This is a genomic window from Streptomyces sp. TLI_146, assembly GCF_002846415.1.
GTDB lineage: Bacteria > Actinomycetota > Actinomycetes > Streptomycetales > Streptomycetaceae > Streptomyces.
Map to the genome: position 1 here is coordinate 7,888,562 of NZ_PJMX01000001.1, position 19,382 is coordinate 7,907,943.

Below are 19,382 nucleotides of genomic sequence, written 5' to 3' on the forward strand. Positions count from 1 at the left end.
CGCCCGGGTACCCGTACCCCGCCGCGGACAACGCGCCGGCGCCGACGGGTTCACGCCATTGCCGCCGCCGGGATCACTCCCGAGCCGTATCGTCACCACCGCGGATCTCGTCGAGGGACTCCTGCATGAGGCCCTTCGCGCGGGTGAACCAGTCGGCCAGTACGGCGACTTCCTCCGGTCCGTAGTCGGCGAAGAGGGCGCCGAGGCGCTCGTAGAACGGGCCGTAGACCGCGAGGATGCGGGCCTGCGCGTACTCGTCCATGACCACGCGGACACGGCGGCGGTCCTCCGGATCGGCCTGGCGGTGGGCGTAGTTGGCCTTTTCCAGCCGGTTCAGTACGCCGGTGATCCCGCCGGTCGTCAGGCGGGCCCGCTCCGCGAGGTCGCCCGCGGCGAGCGACTCCCCGGCCAGCGAGGCCTCGACGAGGAAGCCGAGACAGGTGAGATCGGTGACGTTGAGGCCGAGCCGCGCCGCGATGTCCTGCTGTCCGAAGTGGGCGAGCGCGATCATCCGGTCCATCGCGTACAGCGCCTGCTCCGGTGTCGCCGCCGGGCGCTCCTTGCCGTCCACCGCGCAATCCCCTTACGATCTAAGCTACTTAGCCGGTAAGGCATTCTATCGCGCGGCTCCGAGGAGACGACATGGGGTTACACGGCGACCACGACATGGGCCACACCGTTGCCGGTTGGACCGGTACGGGGGTGGGGGTGCTCGGCAGCGTCGTCACGGGTGCGGGGCTCGTCGGTGGTTCGGCGGCCGGGGTGTGGCTGGGGGGTGCGGTCATCGCCCTGGCCGCACTCGCCACGTGGACGCTGCACCTGGCGGGGTGGGGCAAGGCGTCCGGGCCGCGCCGGCCGGGGCAGCGGCACTGGCGGACGCGTGACGTCGCGGCCCGGGACGGACACCCCGACTGCGTCGGCTGCCGCATGGCGGGGCGCGCCGGGCCGCGTACGTCCGAAGCCGCTCAGGTGGCCGTGCCCGCGCGGCTCTGAGCGCAGGTCAGCACCCGGGTCGTACTGCCGTCTTCCTCCGTGATGTCCCGGACGTGCTCGAACCCCATCTTCTCCAGCAGCGCCAGCGACGCCGTGTTCGGCGAGGCCACGGTGGCGTGCACCTCGCTCAGATCGAGGGTGTCGAAGCCGTGGGCCACGATCGCCCGCGCCAGCTCCAGACCGAGGCCGCGACCCCACGCCTCGGGGGCCAGCGCGTAGATGATCTCGTGTCCGTCCACCTCGTCGGTGGGCTTGATCTCGGCGTGCCCGACCAGCCGCCCGTCCCGCCGGACGGCCCAGACGTCGAACCGCTCCTCCGCGTACACCTTGGTGAAGATCCGCCCGAACAGGGCCCGGTCGTCCGCTTCGGGAACGGTCCCGTCCCCCATCCACCGCGACACCCTGGTGTCCTGGAACAAGGCGACGAAGGCCTCCTCGTCCTCGGGGGTGTACCGCTCAAGGAGCAGACGCTCGGTACGCAACGTCGGGCTGGAAGCCGGAGTCGAAGTCACGGGCGCGACGCTACGCAGGCGGTGCCCGCGCCGCCAAACGTATTTCGCGGCGGCGGCATCGTCGGAACCGGACGCGGCCCCCGCCCGAGTGGTCGCCGCGAAACTCCGGTGCGCCGGTCCCGGCGGTGGGATACAACGAGAGCATGGCAGAAGAGCGGTTGCCCGGGGGCCGGACGGTCGGCGCGGTGCGCATCGGTGACGCCGTCCACCGGGCCGTCCAGCCCTGGACGCCCGCCGTGCACGCGGTGCTGCGGCACCTGGAGGCCGTGGGCTTCGAGGGCGCGCCCCGGGTGCTCGGCACCGACGAGCAGGGCCGGGAGATCCTGACGCATCTCGCGGGAGAGACGGCCGGGGAGGAGCTGCCCTGGCCCGGCTGGGTGTACTCGGACGCCGCGCTGGTGAGCGTCGGCCGGTGGGCCCGACGGCTCCACGACGCCACGGAGACGTTCGTGCCGCCGCCCGGCGCGCGCTGGCTGGCCGGGCAGACGTGGCGGCCCGGCCTGGTCATCGGCCACCACGACGCCGCCCCGTGGAACGCGGTGTGGCGCGACGGCGACCTGGCCGGGTTCTTCGACTGGGACACCGCGGGGCCCTCGTCGCGCGAGTTCGACCTGGCGTTCACCGCGCTGACCTGGGTGCCGCTGCACGCCCGCCGGTTCGCCCGGCGCACCGGGTTCACGGACTTCGACGACCGGTCGCGCCGCCTCCACCTGTTCCTCGACGCGTACGGCTACGACGGCGACCGCTCGGCCTTCGGGGCCGTCGTGGCCCGCCGGGCCCGTACCAACGCCGAAGTGATCGACCGGATGGCGGCCGGCGGCGATCCCGTCTACACGGCGCTGCTGCCCGTCGCGGCCGACCTGCGCCAGGCGGCCGTCGAAGCCGAAGCGTTGCCGGAGTTCTTCTGGCGCGGGCCGACGGCGTAGGCGCCCGGCCCGGTCCCGTCAGAGATGCGCGGCGGTCATCGCCATCGCGAGGACGATGGTCACCAGTGCCAGGCTCATCATGGCCGCCCGCGCGGAGCTCATCCGGTCGCTCTCCCACCCCGTGCCCGAGGTGCCGCCGCGCCGTAGGGCGCCCCGGTCCGCCTCGCGCAGCCGGGTGCACCATTCGCAGTCGAGTCCCGGGCGGGCTGGTGTGGACAGCCAGTAGGCCCCGGTCAGTTCGGCCCGGTGCGCGGTTTCCGGGCCCTGTGCAGCGTCCCTGTCCATGCCCGGTTCAACGCCGCGGCGCGGCCGGGGGGAATGCGTGCGTCCGGTTTCGCGATCAAATCGTTGCCACCGGGCATGACCGGGCGTACGTACACGAGATCGTTCTCCGCCCCTTTGTGCGCCACCAGGGGAGCGATTGTGGCTGGCGGTTCACTGTCGGCGGGCGGGTGCGCCTGCGATGCTGACGGCAGGGCTTCGAAGCGGCCGGGCCTGTCCGTCGGTACGGCCGCGTGCGTGCCGCGGACGCAGGGTTCCCCTCCCGCTGCGTACCCGGCACCCGGTGCCCGCTCCGTGATTCGCGGAGCGGGCACCGATGGCTTCGGCTCGGCGGTGTCGGCCCAGGGGGGCGGACGGGTCCGGCAACCGACTTCCCCTGCCGCCCGCCCCTACTTGTCCCCCTTCGCATCCGCGTCCGCGTCCGCGTCCGCGGCCGCCGCCGCCGATTCCGCCGCGCCGACCTTCTGCTCCATCTGCTGTTCCGTGCCGGACGGCGAATCCGATCGGGTGGGGGAGTGGGAGCAGCCCGTGGCGAGTGCGGCGGTCAGGGCCACTGCCGCCATGGCGTGGCGGGTGCGCATCACTTCGTCCCGTTGTGGTTGGCCGCGCACCAGGCGGCCACGTCCTTGAGGTCCTTCTGGCGTTGCTGAAGAGTTGTCACCAACCCCTTGCGGTGGGTGAGTTTGTCGTTGAGATAGGTCTCGATCGCCTTGTGCCCCTCCTTCTTGGCGTTGTCCTCCCGCTGTTGCAGCCGGGCCACCGAACCCACGGTGGTCACACCGCCGTTGAGCCGGTCGAGGGAGCGGTCGATGCGCTTGGCGACCTTGGGTGCCCGTTTGCAGATGCCCTTGGCGCCGTCGGTCGTGGGTGCCTTGGCCGTGGTGCGCGGGGCCTTGGAGGGGGTGGCGTCCGCGAAGGCGCTGGGCGCGGTGACGGTCAGTACGGCCGTCGCGGCCAGCGCGGCCGCAGCCACCCGACGGCGGGGCGAGAAGGGTGTGTTCATGGTGGGTGCCTCCCGGTCCACAGGGTCCGGTCCACAGGACCGGTTGGTTCGAACGACCGGAGGCTAGGAAGGCTCTTTGTGGAAACTCTGTGACCGGGCCGCCGTGAGCGTCAGCCAGTCCCGCTGGAGGGGGAGCGCGCCGCTCCGGGAGGGGGCCCGCGCGGGCAGCCGTACCGTGCAGCGGGTGCCCACGCCGCCGGGCCCTTCGCCCAGTTCGACGGTCCCGCCGTGCAGCGCAGCCTGCTGGGCGGCCAGCGTGAGGCCGAGCCCGGAGCCGGTGCTGCCGGGACCCCGGTGGAAGCGCCGGAACACCTCCTCGCGGGCGTCGGGCGGGATGCCGGGGCCCCGGTCGTCCACCGTGATCAGCACCTGCCCGTCCGCCCTGCGGACGGCCACGGCGACCTCGGCCCGGCCCCGCGCGTCCCTGCCGTGCGCGAGCGCGTTGCCGATGAGGTTGCCCAGCAGGATCCGGATGCCGGGCTCCCAGCAGTGCACCGGCGCGGGCTCCGCGTCCAGCGCGATCCGGGCGTCCGGCGACCGCCGCCGGGCCTCGGCCACCGCCGCGTCCGCGGTCTCCGCGACGTCGAGCACACGGAACGCGTCCGGCTCCACCAGATCGCCGCGTCCCAGCTCCCGCAGCGCCACCAGCATGCCGAGCAGCCGCGCGTGCTCCGCCCGCAACTCGTCGACGACGGCGGCGCGTTCCGTCTCCGGCAGGCCGGGAAGGGCCAGGACGTCGAGGTTGGTGCCCATGCTCATCAGCGGGTTGCGCAGCTCGTGCGAGGCGGCCGCGGAGAAGGAGCGGGCGGTGTCCAGGGCCTGAGCGGTGCGGGCGGCCTGTTCGTCGTAGCGGGCGAGGACGGTCCGGAGGGTGGCGGCGAGGTCGTCGACCTCGGTGACCCGGGTCGGCCGGTGGTCCAGCCGTACCGCGCTCGTACGGGGATCGAGGCCCGCCGCGCTGTGCCGCAGCCGGCGCAGCGGGCGGGTCGCGCCGCTCGCGACGGCCCAGGCCAGCAGCGCGGAGAGCGGGGCGGCGAGCAGGGCGGTGGTCGCCGTCCGCCGTCGTACCAGGCCGAGTTGGGCCCGGTTCGCGGTGTCCGGGGCGAACACCCACAGCGTGCCGGCGACCTGCGGCCCCTTGACCGGCAGCGCGTACGCCCGCCAGCTGCGGCCCGCGCCCCGCACGGTCACCGGCACCCTGCTCACGTCCGGCAGCGGGACGGACGCGTCGGGCTGCGGGCCGCCGCTGAACGTGCCGTCGGGCCCGGTCAGCCGTACGCCCACGTCGAGTGCCGCGGTGAACAGCCTGCGCTGGCGGTTCACCTCGGCGGTGGCCTGGTCGTTGGCCGCGGCGCGCAGCAGCGTGCGGGCGTCGTGGGCGATCGCGGTGGCCCGGGTCCGCAGATGGCTGTCCTCCTCGCGGTGCAGATCGCGGGCGACGAGCGTGAGCAGCAGCCAGCCGCAGGCCAGGACGAGGACCGGCACGGCCACGCCCACCGCGAGGGCGATCCGGGTGGACAGTCTCACGGCCGCTCCCGCAGGACGAAGCCCACCCCGCGCACGGTGTGGAGCAGCCGGGGAGCGCCGTCCGCCTCCAGTTTGCGGCGCAGATAGCTGACGAAGGTGTCCACCGCGTCGGTGCGGATGTCGACGTCGTACCCCCAGACCCGTTCGAGCAGTTGGTCGCGGGTGAGGACGAGGCCGGTGTTGCGGGCGAGGACTTCGAGGAGTTCGTACTCGCGCCGGGTGAGGTCGAGGAGGCGTCCGTCGCGGTGTGCGGTGCGGGCCGCCGGGTCGACGACGAGGCCGCAGGCCCGGACCACGTCGTGCGCGGTGGGCGGGTGGCGGCGCAGCAGCGCGCGCAGCCGCAGCACCAGCTCCTGCAACGCGAACGGTTTGACCAGGTAGTCGTCGCCGCCCGCCTGGAGCCCGGCGATGCGGTCGGCGGTCTCGTCGAGCGCCGACAGCATCAGCACGGGCAGGTCGTGCCCGGCGCCGCGCAGGGCCGTACACACCTCGATGCCGCTCATGCCCGGCATGGAGACGTCGAGCACCAGCACATCGGGCGGGGTCTGCGCGACGGCGGCGAGCGCGGCCCGGCCGCCGTCGGCGGTGCGCACCCGGAAGCCGCTGAGCCTGAGCCCCCGCTCCAGCGAGCGGCGCACCGCGTCGTCATCGTCGACGACCAGAACGTCTCCCGGACGGTTCGGACCGCTCATCCGCCTCACCTCACTGCGCGCTGTCGCGGGGTGAGTCAGGGTACGGCGCCCGGCTGTGTACGGGGCGGGCCCGGGTCGACCGGTGACGCGGCTCCCGCGCGCGTCACCGGTTCCGCGGCCCTGACCCGTACGGCCGCGGAGTCCTACAGGTCGAGCTGGTACTCGTGCGCGGTGTGCGTCGGCAGATAGCCGAGCGCGTCGTTGACGTGCCGCATGTGCGGGTTGTTGTCCGCGGTGTCGGTCAGCAGGCCCGCGAGGCGGGGGTGGCGGGTGCGGGCCTCGTGGATGGAGGCGGCCTTCATCCAGAGGGCGAGACCGTGGCCGCGGTGTTCGGGCAGGACGGCGGTGCCGTAGTGCTGGGCGTCGCCGGTGCCGTCGCCCGGGACCACGAGTTCGGTGAACCCGACGATCGAGCCGTCCGACTCGTCGACGGCCGCGACGGTGTGCAGGATCTCGCCGCGCCCGGCGACGGCCGCGGCCGCCGCCTTCACCCGGTCGAGGTCCCACACCACGGTGCCGAAGTCGGTGGTGCCCATCGGCATGTCGTCCATGGCCCGGCGCGAGGCCACGAAGGTGTCGGAGAGCTCGTCGGGCACGGCCCCCTCCCACGACGTCAGCCGGTAGCCGGTGTGCGGGGTTTCGACGGCCTTGGCGAGGGACGGGAGGTCGGCGTCGGCCAACGCCAGCCGGGTGTACGTCAGGGTCAGCACCTTGCCGAAACCGTGTGCGGCGAGGAACGCGTCGCCGGGGGAGCCCGCCGCTGCCTGCGCGATCACGCTGCGCCGGCCGTCCCGGCGCGCCGCCTCCACGGCCGCTTGGAGCAGCCGCGAGCCCACGCCGCCGCGCCGCTCGGCCGGGTGGACCTGGACGTCGAGTTCGGCGAGGTGGTCCTGCCCGGGCCGGGTGAACAGCCGCAGGAAGGCGGATCCGACGGGAGCGCCCTCGGCCCCGGACGCCAGCCAGGCGAGCCTGCGGCTCGCGGTGTTCTCGTCGGGGTCGGTCAGGGCGGTGATGCGCAGCGACAAGGTGTCTCCATCGCGAGAAGGGTGGAAGGAGGCGCGGTCGGGAGTGCGTTGCTCGGCCGCGGGCATGGCTCGGTGATCCATGTCGGTCGATCCCCGTCCCTTAATTGCCGTGCTCGCGAGGCGCCCCCCGGCCTACGCTCGCGGCCATGACATCACAAGATCGCCGGGAAGGCTCCCCCATCGGCTCTCCGGCCGGCGCCCCGGCCGACCTTCCGGCCAGCTCTCCGGCCAGCTCTCCGATTGCCTTCGGCGCCGAGGAGTTGGTGATCCGTCACGAGACGGACGCGGATCACCGGGCGGTACGCGAAGTGCACACGCGCGCGTTCGGGGAGGAGCGGGTGCCCGCCCTGGTGGAGGCGCTGCGCACGGCGCGGGCGCCGCTGGCCCCGATGTCCTTCGTCGCCACCCTCGGCGGCCGGGTGGTCGGGCACGTCCTGCTGAGCGCGTCGCGCCTGGACGCCCCGCGCCGGATCGTGGACGTCATGTCGCTCTCGCCGCTCGGCGTGCACCCCGACGCCCAGGGCCTGGGCATCGGCACCCGCCTCATCGGACACGCCCTCGCGGCGGCCGACGAGCAGGGCGTGCCGTTGGTGTTCCTGGAGGGATCGCCGCTGTACTACCGCACGCGCGGCTTCGAGGCGGCGAGCCCGCTGGGCTTCCGCTCGCCGTCGCTGCGGATCCCCGACCCCGCGTTCCAGGTCGCCCGGCTGGCCGCGCACGAGCCGTGGATGACGGGCACCTTCGTCTACTCGGAGACCTTCTGGGCCCTCGACTGCGTCGGCCTGCGCGACCCGGACGCCTGACGGGGTGCACACCGTACGCCTGTGGTCCGGGCGGACCGACGCGTACACCCGGGGCCCGCCGACCGGCGGGCCCTTTCGCATGCCCGCGCCCGCGCCCGCGCGCCGAGCCGGGCCGAAGTCACACACAACTGCCCAGGCACGCCTGGGGCCTTGACGCCCCATCCTCCCCTTCCTACTGTTTGCTACTGCTTACTTGCGTTCGCTTGTGATCGAAAATGTGCGTGCATGTAGCTGTTTCCCTGTCAGATTCCCTGTCAGAGAGGGTCGCACCACGATGAGATCCCTTCCCCGCACCCTGCTCGCCGTGCTTCTGCTGTGTCTGCCCCTGACCACCGTCCCGCAGGCGGCCGCCGCGCCGCGCGCCGCTCCCCGGGCCACCGCCGCCGCCAACACCGACATCACCGTCGACGGTGCGTCCCCCGGCCGCGTCTTCGACGGCGTCGGGGCGATCAGCGGGGGCGGCGGCAACACGCGGCTGCTGCTCGACTACCCCGAGCCGCAGCGCGCCCAGATCCTCGACTACCTCTTCAAGCCCGGTTACGGCGCCGCCCTCCAGATCCTCAAGGTCGAGGTCGGCGGCGACACCAACTCCACCGACGGCGCCGAGTCCTCCATCGAGCACACCCGGGGCTCCGTCAACTGCTCCAACGGGTACGAGTGGTGGCTGATGGAGCAGGCCAAGGCCCGCAACCCCGGCATCAAGCTCGCCGCGCTCTCTTGGGGAGCGCCCGGCTGGGTGGGCAACGGCAACTTCTGGTCCCAGGACATGATCGACTACCTGATGTCCTGGCTGGGCTGCGCCAAGCAGCACAACCTCACCATCGACTACCTCGGCGGCTGGAACGAGCGCGGCTTCAACGCCGCCTGGTACAAGAACCTGCACGCCACCCTCGCCGCCAAGGGATACGCCACCAAGGTCGTCGGCGCCGACGACGGCTGGCAGATCGCGACCGCGATGCGCGGCGACAGCGCGCTCAACGCCGCCGTGGACATCGTCGGCGCCCACTACCCGTGCGGCTATATGTCCGCGATGACCAGCTGCTCGACCACCCCGGACGCGCTGGCCACCGGCAAGCAGCTCTGGGCGAGCGAGAACGGCTCGGAGGACGCGGCGACCGGTGCCGTCCCGATGGCCCGGGCCATCAACCGCGGCTATCTGGACGCCAGGATGACCGCCTTCATCAACTGGCCGGTGGTGGCCGCGCTCTACCCCAACCTCTCGTTCAACAGCATGGGCCTGGTGACGGCCAACCAGCCCTGGTCGGGCGCGTACAGCGTGGACCGCAGTGCCTGGGCGACCGCGCAGACCACCCAGTTCACCGCTCCCGGCTGGCAGTACCTCGACACCGCCTCCGGCTACCTCGGCGGCAACCGCTCCAACGGCAGCTACGTCAGCTATGCCGCGCCGGGCCGGGCCGCCTGGTCCACCGTGTTCGAGACGATGGACGCGACCGCCGCCCAGACCGTCACCCTGAAGGTCGCGGGCGGCCTTCCGGCCGGCGCCCTGCACGTGTGGTCCACCGACTTCTCCGGCAACGGCGCCACCGCGCACCTGGTGCCCGAGCCCGACCTCACCGCCACCTCGGGGACGTACCGGCTCACGCTCCAGCCCGGTCACCTCTACACCGTCACCACCACGACCGGCCAGGGCGCGGGCACCGTCACCTCCCCGCAGCGCACCCCGCTCGCCCTGCCGTACGCGGACTCGCTGGCCGGGACCGCCACCGGGCAGGAGGCGCGGTATGTCGCCGCGATGAACGGCGCCTTCGAGACCGCGCCGTGCGCCGGTGGCCGCACCGGCCGCTGTCTGCGCCAGCAGGCACCGACCACACCCATCCGCTGGACCGACGAGTCGACGCCGCAGCCGTACGCGCTGATGGGTGACGTCAACTGGACCGACTACACCGTCCGTTCGGACGCCCTGCTCGAACAGCAGGGTGCGGTCGAGCTGCTCGGCCGGGTCGGCACCCAGGGCCGCAACAACAACGGCCTCAACGCCTACCACCTGCGCGTCGCGGACACCGGTGCCTGGTCGCTGCTGCGCACCGACACGGCCTGGTCCTCCACCACCCTGGCGAGCGGTACGGTCATCGCGCCCGGCCTCAAGACCTGGCACACCCTGGCCCTCACCTTCCAGGGCGCCACCATCACCGCGAAGCTCGACGCGGCCACCCTCGCCACCGTCACCGACAACAGCTACGGCGCGGGCCAGATCGGGCTCGGCACCGCCGGGTACTACGGCGCGCAGTTCGCCAACCTCAGCATCACCCCCGGCCCGACGGCGCCGCTCGACGGCACGTACCAGCTGGTCAACGCCCACAGCGGCCAGCTACTCGACGCGTCCGGGCAGGGCACGGCCGACGGCACCCCGATCATCCAGTGGCCGGGCAACGGTGGCGCCAACCAGCAGTGGAAGCTCACCTCGACCGGCGACGGCTACTACACCGTCACCGGCGCGGCCAGCGGCAAACCCCTCGACGTCCCCGGCCGTAGCGTCGTACCGGGCACCCAGCTGAACCTGTGGGCCGCGACCGGCGGGACCAACCAGCAATGGCGGGTGACACCCGGCGCACGCGACTGCCACGTCCTGGAGTCCCGGCTCGACGGCCAGCTGATGGACGTCAGCGGCGGGTCGCTCGTGATGGGCGCCCAGGTGATCCAGTGGCCCGCGAACGGGGGTGCGAACCAGTGCTGGCGGCTGGTCAAGGTGGGCTGATCCGGTGGACTGAGGAGAACGGAGTGGAGCCGATTCGGCGGAACCGTTGACCTCAAGTTAACTAGAGGTCGTACGTTCCTCGTATGAGTATGGAAGCCACCGCGTGGACACAGCTCCACAACGTCATCACCGCGCAGCAGGACCGACGTCCGTTCAACCGAGCCACCCTGCGGCGCATCGCTGTGTTCGCGCGGCCCCACCGCCGCCGCATCGCCCTGTTCCTCCTGCTGAGCGTCGCCACGGCACTGCTCGCGGTGGCCACCCCGCTCCTCGCCGGGCGCGTCGTCAACGCGATCGTCGGCGGCGAGGAGACGGGGACCGTCACCCGGCTGGCCCTGCTCATCGCCGCGATCGCCCTCGCCGAGGCGGCCCTGGGGCTGGTCGGCCGATGGCTGTCGTCGACGCTCGGCGAAGGGCTCATCCTCGACCTGCGCACCGCGGTGTTCGACCACGTCCAGCGCATGCCGGTCGCCTTCTTCACCCGGACCCGCACCGGGGCGCTGGTCAGCCGCCTCAACAACGACGTCATCGGCGCCCAGCGGGCCTTCAGCAACACCCTCTCCGGCGTGGTCAGCAACCTCGTCACGCTGCTGCTCACCCTCGCCGTGATGCTCGGCATCTCCTGGCAGATCACCCTGCTCGCGCTGGTCCTGCTGCCCGTCTTCGTGCTGCCCGCGCGCCGTATGGGCACCAGGATGGCGCGGCTCCAGCGGGAGGCCGCCGAGCACAACGCCGCCATGGGCACCCGAATGACCGAGCGGTTCTCGGCGCCCGGAGCGACCCTGGTCAAGCTGTTCGGGCGGCCCGCCGACGAGTCCGCCGAGTTCGCCGCCCGGGCCGCCCGCGTGCGCGACATCGGCGTCCGTACGGCGATGGCGCAGTCCGCGTTCATCACCGCCCTCACCCTCGTCTCGGCCCTCGCGCTCGCCCTCGTCTACGGGCTCGGCGGCTACTACTCCCTGCACGGCAAGCTGGAGGCGGGCGCGGTCGTCTCCCTCGCCCTGCTGCTCACCCGGCTGTACGCGCCGCTCACCGCGCTCGCCGGGGCGCGCGTCGAGGTCATGAGCGCCCTCGTCAGCTTCGAGCGGGTCTTCGAGGTCCTCGACCTGAAGCCGCTCATCGCCGAGAAGCCGCAGGCCAAGGCGGTGCCGGACGGGCCGGTCTCCGTCGAGTTCGACGACGTGCGGTTCGGCTACCCCTCCGCCGACAAGGTCTCCCTCGCCTCCCTCGAAGAGGTCGCGAGCCTCGACACCCGGGGCGGCGCCGAAGTGCTGCACGGCGTCTCCTTCCGCGCCGAGCCCGGCCAGATGGTGGCCCTCGTCGGCTCCTCGGGCGCGGGCAAGTCGACGGTCGCCCAGCTGCTGCCCCGGCTGTACGACGCGGACGAGGGTGCGGTACGCCTCGGCGGCGTCGACGTACGGGATCTGACCGCCGACTCGATCCGCGACACGATCGGCATGGTCACCCAGGACGGCCACCTCTTCCACGAATCCGTCCGCGCCAACCTGCTGCTCGCCCGCCCCGACGCCGACGAGGAGGACCTCTGGGACGCCCTGCGCCGGGCCCGTCTGGACGGTCTGGTCGCCTCCCTGCCCGACGGTCTCGACACCGTCGTCGGCGAACGCGGCTACCGGCTCTCCGGCGGCGAACGCCAGCGCCTGACCATCGCCCGCCTGCTCCTGGCCCGCCAGCGCGTCGTCATCCTCGACGAGGCCACCGCCCACCTCGACAACACCTCCGAGGCGGCGGTCCAGGAAGCCCTCGGCGAGGCGCTGGAGGGCCGCACCGCGGTGGTGATCGCCCACCGGCTGTCCACGGTACGGTCCGCCGACCTGATCCTTGTGGTGGAGAGCGGCCGCATCGTGGAACGCGGCACCCACGACGAACTGCTGGCGCTCGACGGCCGCTACCGGGAGCTGTACCGCACCCAGTTCGCCCGGCCCGGTGGCGCGCACGCGGAGCTGGGCTGACCGACTGGGCCGACCACGGGGCTCACCGCGAGCCGCGAGCGAGACGCACGTCACATCCGAAGGTGTCACGGCTGGCCGGGCTGCTTTGTCATAGGGGTGACAGCGAACAACGTTGAAGGAGTACACGATGGAAGCCAGGCTGAACCTCTTCGCCAGCCCGATCGCGGCCAAGTTCGGGAAGCACCTCGTCGCCGCGGGCCGGGTGCTCGCGGACTCCACCCTGCCGGGCGCGACGCAGGAGCTGGTGAAGCTGCGTGCCAGTCAGATCAACGGCTGCGGATTCTGCACCGACATGCACACCAAGGACGCCCTGCACGCCGGGGAGACGCAGACGCGCCTCAACCTGGTCGCCGCCTGGCGGGAGGCCACGGTGTTCACCGAGGCCGAGCGCGCCGCCCTGGAGCTGACGGAGGAGGCCACCCGCATCGCCGACGGCGCCGGCGGCGTCTCCGACGAGACGTGGGCGAAGGCCGCCAAGCACTTCGACGAGGAGGAGCTCGCGACGCTGGTGTGCGCCATCTCCCTGATCAACGCCTACAACCGGCTGAACGTCATCGTCCGCCAGCCCGCGGGTGACTACCAGCCGGGCCAGTTCGCCTGATCGGCACCAGAAGTCCGTCGGCACCGCCCCGCGAAGGGGGCGGTGCCGACACGTGTGTGCGCTACTTCGCGAGGTCCGGGTGGATGTGGCGCTGTACGAACTCGTACGAGCGCTGCCCGAACTGCGGGCCCAGATCCTCCGAGGCCTTGACGGCCGACGGGAAGTGGACCCCGGCCCAGACCCTGGTCTTGCCGCAGGTCGTGGCGAAGTCCGTCCAGGAGTCGTACGTCAGCGTGAGGTCCTTCGCCGGGGTGACACCCGGCTCGATCACCGACGAGCCCGCCTTGCGCGGGATCGCGATGTGCACCTTGTCGCTGCCGAGGAAGAGCCGCGCCGCCTGCGCGTACGCATAGCAGGCCGCGGTGGAGCCGGACGGGTACTCGGGGTGGTTGGTGACGGGCAGATAGCTGCGCCACTGGTTGCCGGTGATGTCGTGGACCGTGCCCTTGCCCGGGCCGCCCCAGGCGGTCAGCGGTGTGTCGCCGTACAGGTACCGGATCGCGCTGAACGGCCGTACGGAGTCGTAGTTCGCCTTCTGCTGCCACACCGCGACGGTGCTGTCGAAGATGGCGATCTCGATGGTCGCGATGAACTGCACGAACCCCTCGACGTCCAGGTGCGCGTCCTGGACCACGGCGACGCCGGGTGCCTCCGCGAGGGCCATGAACTTGTCGCCGAAGAACTCGGCGGCCATCTTCTTGTAGTCGGTCAACGCCGCCGACGCCGCGAGCACTTCATCGGCCTGCTGCTTGTAGCCGTGCCGGTTGTGGTGGTTGCTGTTGACCGGCGGGGGGATGTGGAACTGCGCCGGGTCCTTGTACGTGAACGGCGTGGTGAGGCGCATCTGCGGGGTGATGAACTTCTGGATCTCGAAGGTGCCGTCGTCGTGGGGGACGATGGCCGGCTGCCAGCGGGAGGGATCGCGGAGTTCGTACGCCGTGTTGACCGGCTCGTACCCCGTGTAGTCCGCGTACGGCGCCTGCTGCCGTCCGCCCTCGTCGCCGTAGCGGTTCATACCGTCGTGCCACCGGGCCTCCAGGACGTGCCGGGCCGCCAGGTTGCCGATGCCGGCGGCGGTCCGGGTGTTCTCCTGGTGGTCGTCCGGGTCGAGGCCGACCGAGGTCATCATCTCCCGCCAGCCCGCCGCGGCCTGCGGGATACGGGCGTTGAAGATGCGGTAGGAGGTGTAGAGGATGGCGGTGTTCTTGTTCCGGTTGGTGCGTTCGCCGACGGGGCGGCGGCCGAGATTCGAGTAGATGCCGACCGCGCTGCGGTGGTAGGGCGCGATGGAGTCGAACCAGGAGGTCTCCAGGAGCATGCCGTAGTCCACGATCAGGGTGATGTCGGAGCCGTCCTTCGAGATGACGGACCGTTCCTGGGCCTGGAGTGCCGGGTAGACCACTTCGAGCGCGGCGTTGCCGTGGTCGAAGTCGAACGAGGCCGCCTTGGCGGCCGAGTGGGATGCCGGGCGGTCCGTAGCGGGGTCGGCCGACGCGACGTTGGCGAGCGAGCCCAATAACAGGGTCACGCTGCAGGCGGCCGTCCATCGTCGCAAACGCGACCACCGCAGCCGCCTCTGGTCCCTCATGGGTCAGTCTCCCTTCGATGGGAATTGGCCAACGAAGGCACGTTAGGACTCGGCCACCGCTCGTGGTACGGCGCTATCCGGTCGTGTTGGACCCCTCCGCCCCACCGTTCTCCTGGGAGCGGCGGACGGAGTCCTGGACGACCGGGTCGCGGTCGTCGGCGGGCGCCCGAGCCCTCGCGCCCCGGCTCGGACCCACCCCGATGACCAGCCGGTGGGTGACGGCCGGGCGGGCGTGGCAGCGGGCGTTGGATGCGGGAGCGAGGGCGGCTCCGCAGCCGTGGGCGATCGCGCCGAGCCACTCGTCGGGCGGCTCGGCCAGGGCGCCGACGCGGACCGGGTGGCCCTCGCGTCCGTCGGTGGCCAGCAAGTAATCGCGCCACCAGCCGGATTCGGCCGCGCTGGCCAAGAACGGCTCGTCCCACAGGTCGCGGAACGCGACCTCTTCGTGTACGGCCGGTACGCGGCGTCGACGCCGCCTTCGACGGTGCTCGCGGTCGTGCGGTGAGGGATGCGGGCGCGGATGCCCGACCACTGGTAGGAAACCTTCCAGTCCGCTACGCTCCCCGGCGGCGGCTTGGCGCGGTGCCCCACCCCCGTGGGCATGACGCGCTCAGCGAGAGCTCTGACCCGGCTGCCGTGGCGCTGCCCCCTGCCCGCGCGGGCAAGGGGCGGGGCCGCGTCCCGGTGTCCAGCTCTCGCCGTTCCCCACCCCCACGGAGTCCAGGTATGCGCCTGAACACCTCAGCCCGACTCTCCCTGCCACGCGGCAGAAACCTCGTTCTCCTCCTCGTTCTCGCCCTCCTCGGCGGGCTGCTGCTCGCCTGGCCCGGGCGGGCCGGGGCCGCCGCCGATCCCCTCATCTCGCGCGGGAAACCCGCCACCGCCTCCTCCACCGAGGCGTCCTCGCTCGGCGCCGCGAACGCCTTCGACGGCGACACCGCCACCCGCTGGGCCAGCGTCGAGGGCAAGGATCCGCAGTGGATCCGGGTCGACCTCGGCGCCACGGCCACCATCAGCCGGGTGAGGCTCAGTTGGGAGGCCGCCTACGGCAAGGCGTACCGCGTCGAGGTGTCGCAGGACGGGGCGTCCTGGACCACGCTCGCCGAGGAGAAGGCGGGCAACGGCGGCACCGACGACTGGACCGGGCTCACCGGCAAGGGCAGATACCTGCGCGTCCACGGCACCGCGCGCGGCACGTCGTACGGCTACTCGCTGTACGAGGCCGAGGTGTACGGCACCCTCGACGGCGGCCCGCCGCCCGGCAAGAACTTCACCGTGGTCGCGGCCGGTGACATCGCCGCCCAGTGCACCGCCGCCGACAGCGGCTGCGCGCACCCGAAGACCGCCGCGCTGGCCCGGCAGATCGATCCGAAGTTCTATCTGACGATGGGCGACAACCAGTACGACGACGCCCGGATAGCCGACTACCGCGCCTACTACGACAAGACCTGGGGCACCTTCAAGGCGAAGACCCACCCGGTGCCGGGCAACCACGAGACGTACGACCCGGCCGGTTCCCTCGCCGGGTACAAGAGCTACTTCGGGTCCATCGCCTACCCGCAGGGCAAGAGCTACTACAGCTACGACGAGGGCAACTGGCACTTCATCGCGCTCGACTCCAACTCCTTCGACCAGTCCGCCCAGATCGACTGGCTCAAGGCCGACCTCGCCGCCAACGGCAAGCAGTGCATAGCGGCCTACTGGCACCACCCGCTCTACTCGTCCGGCGGCCACGGCAACGACCCGGTCTCCAAGCCGGTGTGGAAGATCCTCTACGGCGCCAGGGCCGACCTCGTCCTCAACGGACACGACCACCACTACGAGCGGTTCGCCCCGCAGGACCCCGACGGCAAGGCGACCGCCGACGGGATCGTGGAGGTGGTCGGCGGCATGGGCGGCGCCGAGCCGTATCCCATCGAGCAGGTCCAGCCCAACAGCCAGAAGCGCATCAGCGGCCAGTACGGCGTGCTGAAGCTGGAGTTCACCGACTCCGGCTACGAGTGGACCTACGTCGGCGCGGACGGGCAGGTCAAGGACACCAGCCCGAAGTACGGCTGCCACTGATGTACCTGGCCACCACCGGCCGTACGGACGCGCCGCCCCGCACCTCAGGGGCCGGGCGGCGCGTCCCCGGCACCGTCCTCGCGCTCGGCGCGGTCAGCCTCGTCACCGACGTCTCCTCGGAGATGGTCACGGCGGTGCTGCCGCTGTACCTCGTCCTGGGCCTCGGCCTCTCGCCGCTCCAGTTCGGCTTCCTGGACGGCATGTTCAACGGCGCCACCGCGCTCGTACGGCTGCTCGGCGGGCGGCTCGCCGACCGCGGGGGCCGGCACAAGCGGGTCGCCGGGACCGGCTATCTGCTCTCCGCCCTCTCCCGGCTCGGGCTGCTCCTCGCCGGGGGAGCCACCGCGGGCATCGCCGCCGCGCTCGCCGCCGACCGGCTCGGCAAGGGCATCCGCACCGCCCCGCGCGACGCCCTGATCTCGCTCAGCGGCCCGCCGGAGACGCTCGGCCGCTCCTTCGGCGTGCACCGCGCCATGGACACCACGGGGGCGCTCCTCGGGCCGCTTGCCGCGTTCGCCGTGCTGAGGGCGACCACCGACGCCTACGACGCGGTGTTCGCCGTCAGCTTCTGCGCCGGGCTGCTGGGTGTGCTGCTGCTGGCGGTGTACGTACCCGCCACGTCCGGGGCGGTGCCCGTACCCGTAACTCCCCGCCCGCGCACGGCACTTCGCGACCCTGCCTTCCGCCGCATCCTGTGCGCGACCGCTCTGCTCGGCGCCGCCACGATCGGCGACTCCTTCCTCTATCTGCTGCTCCAGCGCGGCCTCGACCTGCCGACCGCCCTGTTCCCGCTGCTGCCGCTCGGTCCCGCCGCGGGCTATCTGCTGCTCGCCGTTCCGGTGGGCCGGATCGCCGACCGGACCGGGCGCCGACTGCCGTTCCTGCTCGGGCACGCGGCCCTGCTCGGCGCGTACGCCCTGCTGCTGGCCCCGCTCGCCTGGCCGACCGCGATCGCCGTACTCGCGCTGCTCGGCATCTTCTACGCTGCCACGGACGGGGTGCTGATGGCGCTCGCCGGGCCCCTGCTGCCGGTGCGCGGACGCGCCGGCGGGCTCGCGGTGCTCCAGACCGGTCAGGCGCTGGCCCGGCTCCTCGGCGCGGCCGGGTTCGGGGCGGCGTGGACGCTCTGGGGGCAGCGGCCCGCCCTGTGGATGGCGGGGCTGGCGCTGGCCGGTGCGCTCGCGGCCGCCTGGCGCGTCCTGCCCGCACCCGCACCCGCCCGGGAGGCGTCATGAAGGCCGGTCACCCGCGGCTCGCCGTCGTCGTCATCGCCGTGCTCCTGCTGGCGGGCGGCTCCCTCGGCTACGTCCTGCACGCCCGCCACCGCGAGCGCCCGCCCCAACAGGCCGTCGCCGACGCCTCGTTCACCCTCGACGAGCCCGGACTGTACTTCCGGGACTCGGCCACCGGACGGGTCGCGCGCCTGCCCGCCCGAGGCGGGCCGCGCGTCACCGGCGGCCCGTCCTGCGACCGGTTCTACGCGGCGGGGGAGCGCGCCCTGTGCCTGCGGAAGCTGCCGGGCCTGCCCGCCCGCACCCGGGCCCTCGTCCTGGACCGGCGGCTGCGCGAAGTGCGCGCCGTGACCGTCCCCGGCATCCCCAACCGGGCCCGCGTCTCCGCCTCGGGGCACCTGGTGTCGTGGACGGCGTTCGCCGTCGGCGACTCGTACGCCACCTCCGGCTTCTCGACCCGGACCTCGGTCCTGGACCTGCGCACCGGCTATCTGATCAAGTCGATCGAAGGCATCCCGCTGACCATCGGCGGTGCCCGTCACCACGCACCGGACGTCAACTACTGGGGCGTCACCTTCGCCCGCGACGACAACCGCTTCTACGCCACCGTCTCGACCCGGGGCCGCACCCACCTGGTCGAGGGCGACCTGCGGAACTGGTCGGCGAGGGCGCTGCGCGAGAACGTCGAATGCCCGTCGCTGTCGCCGGACAACACCCGGATCGCCTTCAAGAAGAAGGTCTCCGGCGACCCCCGGTCGCCCTGGCGGCTGTACGTCCTGGACCTGGCGGGGAAGCGCGAGCACCCGCTGGCCGAGTCACACAGCGTCGACGACCAGGCGGCCTGGCTGGACGACGCGACCGTCGCTTACGCGCTGCCGGGACGCGAGGGGCGCGCGAGCGACCTCTGGTCGGTCCCGGCGGACGGCACGGGCAAGCCCCGCCTGCTGGCACCGGGCGGCTCTTCACCGGTGGCGGTGCGGTGACCTTCCCGGCAGAGCGGACGCCGTCGGGGCGCTACGCCCCGCGCTCCGCGTCGGACTCCTTGGCGTGGCCGGTCACCAGTGCGCGCAGGAGCCCGGGGAAGACCTCGTCGAACTCATCGCGCCGCAGGGCGTTCATCCGGGAGGTGCCCACGTAATACTGGCGGATGAGCCCGGCCTCGCGCAGCACGTGGAAGTGGTGGGTGGCCGTGGACTTGCTGACCGGCAGGTCGATCGTGCCGCAGCTGAGGTCATCGCGGGCCGCGTAGAGCTCGCCGACGATCCGGCGGCGCACGGGATCGACCAGGGCTTCGAGCACCTGCTGGGTGCTGATCGCCCGGACGTCCGGGTGGGGCGGAATGCGCCCTCGCTCGCTCTGCCTCGCTGCTGCCATCGACTGCCGACCTCCGGCCCACATCGTACGACACGCATCGAAGTATGACTGCCATCAAAGTATGATCGCCATCA

20 protein-coding genes are annotated in these 19,382 nt (G+C 72.5%); 9 read left to right on the forward strand and 11 right to left on the reverse strand.

The window, feature by feature from the left end:
- Positions 1-73 precede the first annotated feature (73 nt).
- A complete protein-coding gene (locus BX283_RS35055; RefSeq protein WP_180357346.1) occupies positions 74-571 on the reverse strand; it encodes a MarR family winged helix-turn-helix transcriptional regulator in 498 nt (165 codons plus the stop codon).
- 71 nt (positions 572-642) lie between these two features.
- Here BX283_RS35055 and BX283_RS35060 point away from each other — a divergent pair, with 71 nt between their 5' ends.
- On the forward strand, positions 643-993 hold the full coding sequence (locus BX283_RS35060; RefSeq protein ID WP_101391419.1) for an HGxxPAAW family protein: 351 nt from the start codon (positions 643-645) through the stop codon (positions 991-993).
- Here the strand turns inward: BX283_RS35060 and BX283_RS35065 are convergent.
- A complete protein-coding gene (locus tag BX283_RS35065; protein ID WP_101391420.1) occupies positions 966-1,505 on the reverse strand; it encodes a GNAT family N-acetyltransferase in 540 nt (179 codons plus the stop codon). The genes BX283_RS35060 and BX283_RS35065 overlap by 28 nt on opposite strands.
- A gap of 143 nt (positions 1,506-1,648) precedes the next feature.
- Here BX283_RS35065 and BX283_RS35070 point away from each other — a divergent pair, with 143 nt between their 5' ends.
- Positions 1,649-2,431 (forward strand): phosphotransferase, encoded by a 783-nt coding sequence (locus BX283_RS35070; protein WP_101391421.1) that lies wholly within the window; start codon positions 1,649-1,651, stop codon positions 2,429-2,431.
- A gap of 18 nt (positions 2,432-2,449) precedes the next feature.
- On the opposite strand, the gene BX283_RS35075 is transcribed toward BX283_RS35070, so the two are convergent.
- The 6 genes from BX283_RS35075 to BX283_RS35100 all read right to left on the reverse strand — a co-directional run bounded on the left by BX283_RS35075 (position 2,450) and on the right by BX283_RS35100 (position 6,960).
- Complete coding sequence (locus BX283_RS35075) at positions 2,450-2,716, reverse strand: hypothetical protein (protein WP_101391422.1); 267 nt, start codon at positions 2,714-2,716, stop codon at positions 2,450-2,452.
- Between the two features lie 386 nt (positions 2,717-3,102).
- Positions 3,103-3,294: a hypothetical protein gene (locus BX283_RS35080; protein WP_101391423.1), complete on the reverse strand. Its 192-nt coding sequence runs from the start codon at positions 3,292-3,294 to the stop codon at positions 3,103-3,105.
- Positions 3,294-3,716: a hypothetical protein gene (locus BX283_RS35085; protein ID WP_143676535.1), complete on the reverse strand. Its 423-nt coding sequence runs from the start codon at positions 3,714-3,716 to the stop codon at positions 3,294-3,296. Before BX283_RS35085 ends, BX283_RS35080 begins: the two co-directional genes overlap by 1 nt.
- A 63-nt stretch (positions 3,717-3,779) precedes the next feature.
- Complete coding sequence (locus BX283_RS35090) at positions 3,780-5,243, reverse strand: HAMP domain-containing sensor histidine kinase (protein WP_101391425.1); 1,464 nt, start codon at positions 5,241-5,243, stop codon at positions 3,780-3,782.
- Positions 5,240-5,935 (reverse strand): response regulator transcription factor, encoded by a 696-nt coding sequence (locus BX283_RS35095; protein ID WP_101391426.1) that lies wholly within the window; start codon positions 5,933-5,935, stop codon positions 5,240-5,242. The genes BX283_RS35090 and BX283_RS35095 overlap by 4 nt, the downstream gene beginning before the upstream one ends.
- A 143-nt stretch (positions 5,936-6,078) precedes the next feature.
- On the reverse strand, positions 6,079-6,960 hold the full coding sequence (locus BX283_RS35100) for a GNAT family N-acetyltransferase (RefSeq protein ID WP_101391427.1): 882 nt from the start codon (positions 6,958-6,960) through the stop codon (positions 6,079-6,081).
- Positions 6,961-7,106: 146 nt separating this feature from the next.
- Between BX283_RS35100 and BX283_RS35105 the strand changes: the two genes are divergently transcribed.
- The 4 genes from BX283_RS35105 to BX283_RS35120 all read left to right on the forward strand — a co-directional run bounded on the left by BX283_RS35105 (position 7,107) and on the right by BX283_RS35120 (position 13,050).
- Positions 7,107-7,763, forward strand: coding sequence for a GNAT family N-acetyltransferase (locus BX283_RS35105; RefSeq protein ID WP_306822838.1), 657 nt, complete (start codon positions 7,107-7,109; stop codon positions 7,761-7,763).
- Positions 7,764-8,037: 274 nt separating this feature from the next.
- Positions 8,038-10,479: an RICIN domain-containing protein gene (locus BX283_RS35110; protein WP_101391429.1), complete on the forward strand. Its 2,442-nt coding sequence runs from the start codon at positions 8,038-8,040 to the stop codon at positions 10,477-10,479.
- An 83-nt stretch (positions 10,480-10,562) separates the two neighbouring features.
- Positions 10,563-12,449 (forward strand): ABC transporter ATP-binding protein, encoded by a 1,887-nt coding sequence (locus BX283_RS35115; RefSeq protein ID WP_101391430.1) that lies wholly within the window; start codon positions 10,563-10,565, stop codon positions 12,447-12,449.
- A 127-nt stretch (positions 12,450-12,576) separates the two neighbouring features.
- Complete coding sequence (locus BX283_RS35120; RefSeq protein WP_101391431.1) at positions 12,577-13,050, forward strand: carboxymuconolactone decarboxylase family protein; 474 nt, start codon at positions 12,577-12,579, stop codon at positions 13,048-13,050.
- Between the two features lie 61 nt (positions 13,051-13,111).
- On the opposite strand, the gene BX283_RS35125 is transcribed toward BX283_RS35120, so the two are convergent.
- Both BX283_RS35125 and BX283_RS35130 read right to left on the reverse strand, forming a co-directional pair.
- Positions 13,112-14,578 (reverse strand): DUF6851 domain-containing protein, encoded by a 1,467-nt coding sequence (locus BX283_RS35125; protein WP_143676537.1) that lies wholly within the window; start codon positions 14,576-14,578, stop codon positions 13,112-13,114.
- A gap of 133 nt (positions 14,579-14,711) precedes the next feature.
- Entirely contained in the window at positions 14,712-15,044 is a 333-nt protein-coding gene (locus BX283_RS35130; protein ID WP_101391433.1) for a hypothetical protein, read from the reverse strand.
- 320 nt (positions 15,045-15,364) lie between these two features.
- Between BX283_RS35130 and BX283_RS35135 the strand changes: the two genes are divergently transcribed.
- The 3 genes from BX283_RS35135 to BX283_RS35145 are packed head-to-tail and all read left to right on the forward strand — an operon-like array spanning position 15,365 to position 18,917.
- Complete coding sequence (locus tag BX283_RS35135) at positions 15,365-16,702, forward strand: discoidin domain-containing protein (protein WP_101391434.1); 1,338 nt, start codon at positions 15,365-15,367, stop codon at positions 16,700-16,702.
- A complete protein-coding gene (locus BX283_RS35140) occupies positions 16,702-17,937 on the forward strand; it encodes an MFS transporter (RefSeq protein WP_101391435.1) in 1,236 nt (411 codons plus the stop codon). The genes BX283_RS35135 and BX283_RS35140 overlap by 1 nt, the downstream gene beginning before the upstream one ends.
- Positions 17,934-18,917, forward strand: a complete 984-nt coding sequence (locus BX283_RS35145) for a hypothetical protein (protein WP_101391436.1) — start codon at positions 17,934-17,936, stop codon at positions 18,915-18,917. The genes BX283_RS35140 and BX283_RS35145 overlap by 4 nt, the downstream gene beginning before the upstream one ends.
- Positions 18,918-18,948: 31 nt before the next feature.
- Here BX283_RS35145 and BX283_RS35150 read toward each other — a convergent pair whose 3' ends face one another.
- A complete protein-coding gene (locus BX283_RS35150; protein WP_101391437.1) occupies positions 18,949-19,308 on the reverse strand; it encodes a helix-turn-helix transcriptional regulator in 360 nt (119 codons plus the stop codon).
- Positions 19,309-19,382: the final 74 nt, after the last annotated feature.

What these genes read in the sequence shown, in the direction of transcription:
- BX283_RS35110 (WP_101391429.1), top strand. Translation starts at nt 8,038, where the DNA reads ATGAGATCCCTTCCCCGCACCCTGCTCGCCGTGCTTCTGCTGTGTCTG.
- BX283_RS35105 (WP_306822838.1), top strand. Translation starts at nt 7,107, where the DNA reads ATGACATCACAAGATCGCCGGGAAGGCTCCCCCATCGGCTCTCCGGCC.
- BX283_RS35145 (WP_101391436.1), top strand. Translation starts at nt 17,934, where the DNA reads ATGAAGGCCGGTCACCCGCGGCTCGCCGTCGTCGTCATCGCCGTGCTC.
- BX283_RS35085 (WP_143676535.1), bottom strand. Translation starts at nt 3,716, where the DNA reads ATGAACACACCCTTCTCGCCCCGCCGTCGGGTGGCTGCGGCCGCGCTG.
- BX283_RS35095 (WP_101391426.1), bottom strand. Translation starts at nt 5,935, where the DNA reads ATGAGCGGTCCGAACCGTCCGGGAGACGTTCTGGTCGTCGACGATGAC.
- BX283_RS35150 (WP_101391437.1), bottom strand. Translation starts at nt 19,308, where the DNA reads ATGGCAGCAGCGAGGCAGAGCGAGCGAGGGCGCATTCCGCCCCACCCG.
- BX283_RS35070 (WP_101391421.1), top strand. Translation starts at nt 1,649, where the DNA reads ATGGCAGAAGAGCGGTTGCCCGGGGGCCGGACGGTCGGCGCGGTGCGC.
- BX283_RS35115 (WP_101391430.1), top strand. Translation starts at nt 10,563, where the DNA reads ATGAGTATGGAAGCCACCGCGTGGACACAGCTCCACAACGTCATCACC.
- BX283_RS35075 (WP_101391422.1), bottom strand. Translation starts at nt 2,716, where the DNA reads ATGGACAGGGACGCTGCACAGGGCCCGGAAACCGCGCACCGGGCCGAA.
- BX283_RS35060 (WP_101391419.1), top strand. Translation starts at nt 643, where the DNA reads ATGGGGTTACACGGCGACCACGACATGGGCCACACCGTTGCCGGTTGG.
- BX283_RS35120 (WP_101391431.1), top strand. Translation starts at nt 12,577, where the DNA reads ATGGAAGCCAGGCTGAACCTCTTCGCCAGCCCGATCGCGGCCAAGTTC.
- BX283_RS35135 (WP_101391434.1), top strand. Translation starts at nt 15,365, where the DNA reads ATGCGCCTGAACACCTCAGCCCGACTCTCCCTGCCACGCGGCAGAAAC.
- BX283_RS35140 (WP_101391435.1), top strand. Translation starts at nt 16,702, where the DNA reads ATGTACCTGGCCACCACCGGCCGTACGGACGCGCCGCCCCGCACCTCA.
- BX283_RS35080 (WP_101391423.1), bottom strand. Translation starts at nt 3,294, where the DNA reads ATGCGCACCCGCCACGCCATGGCGGCAGTGGCCCTGACCGCCGCACTC.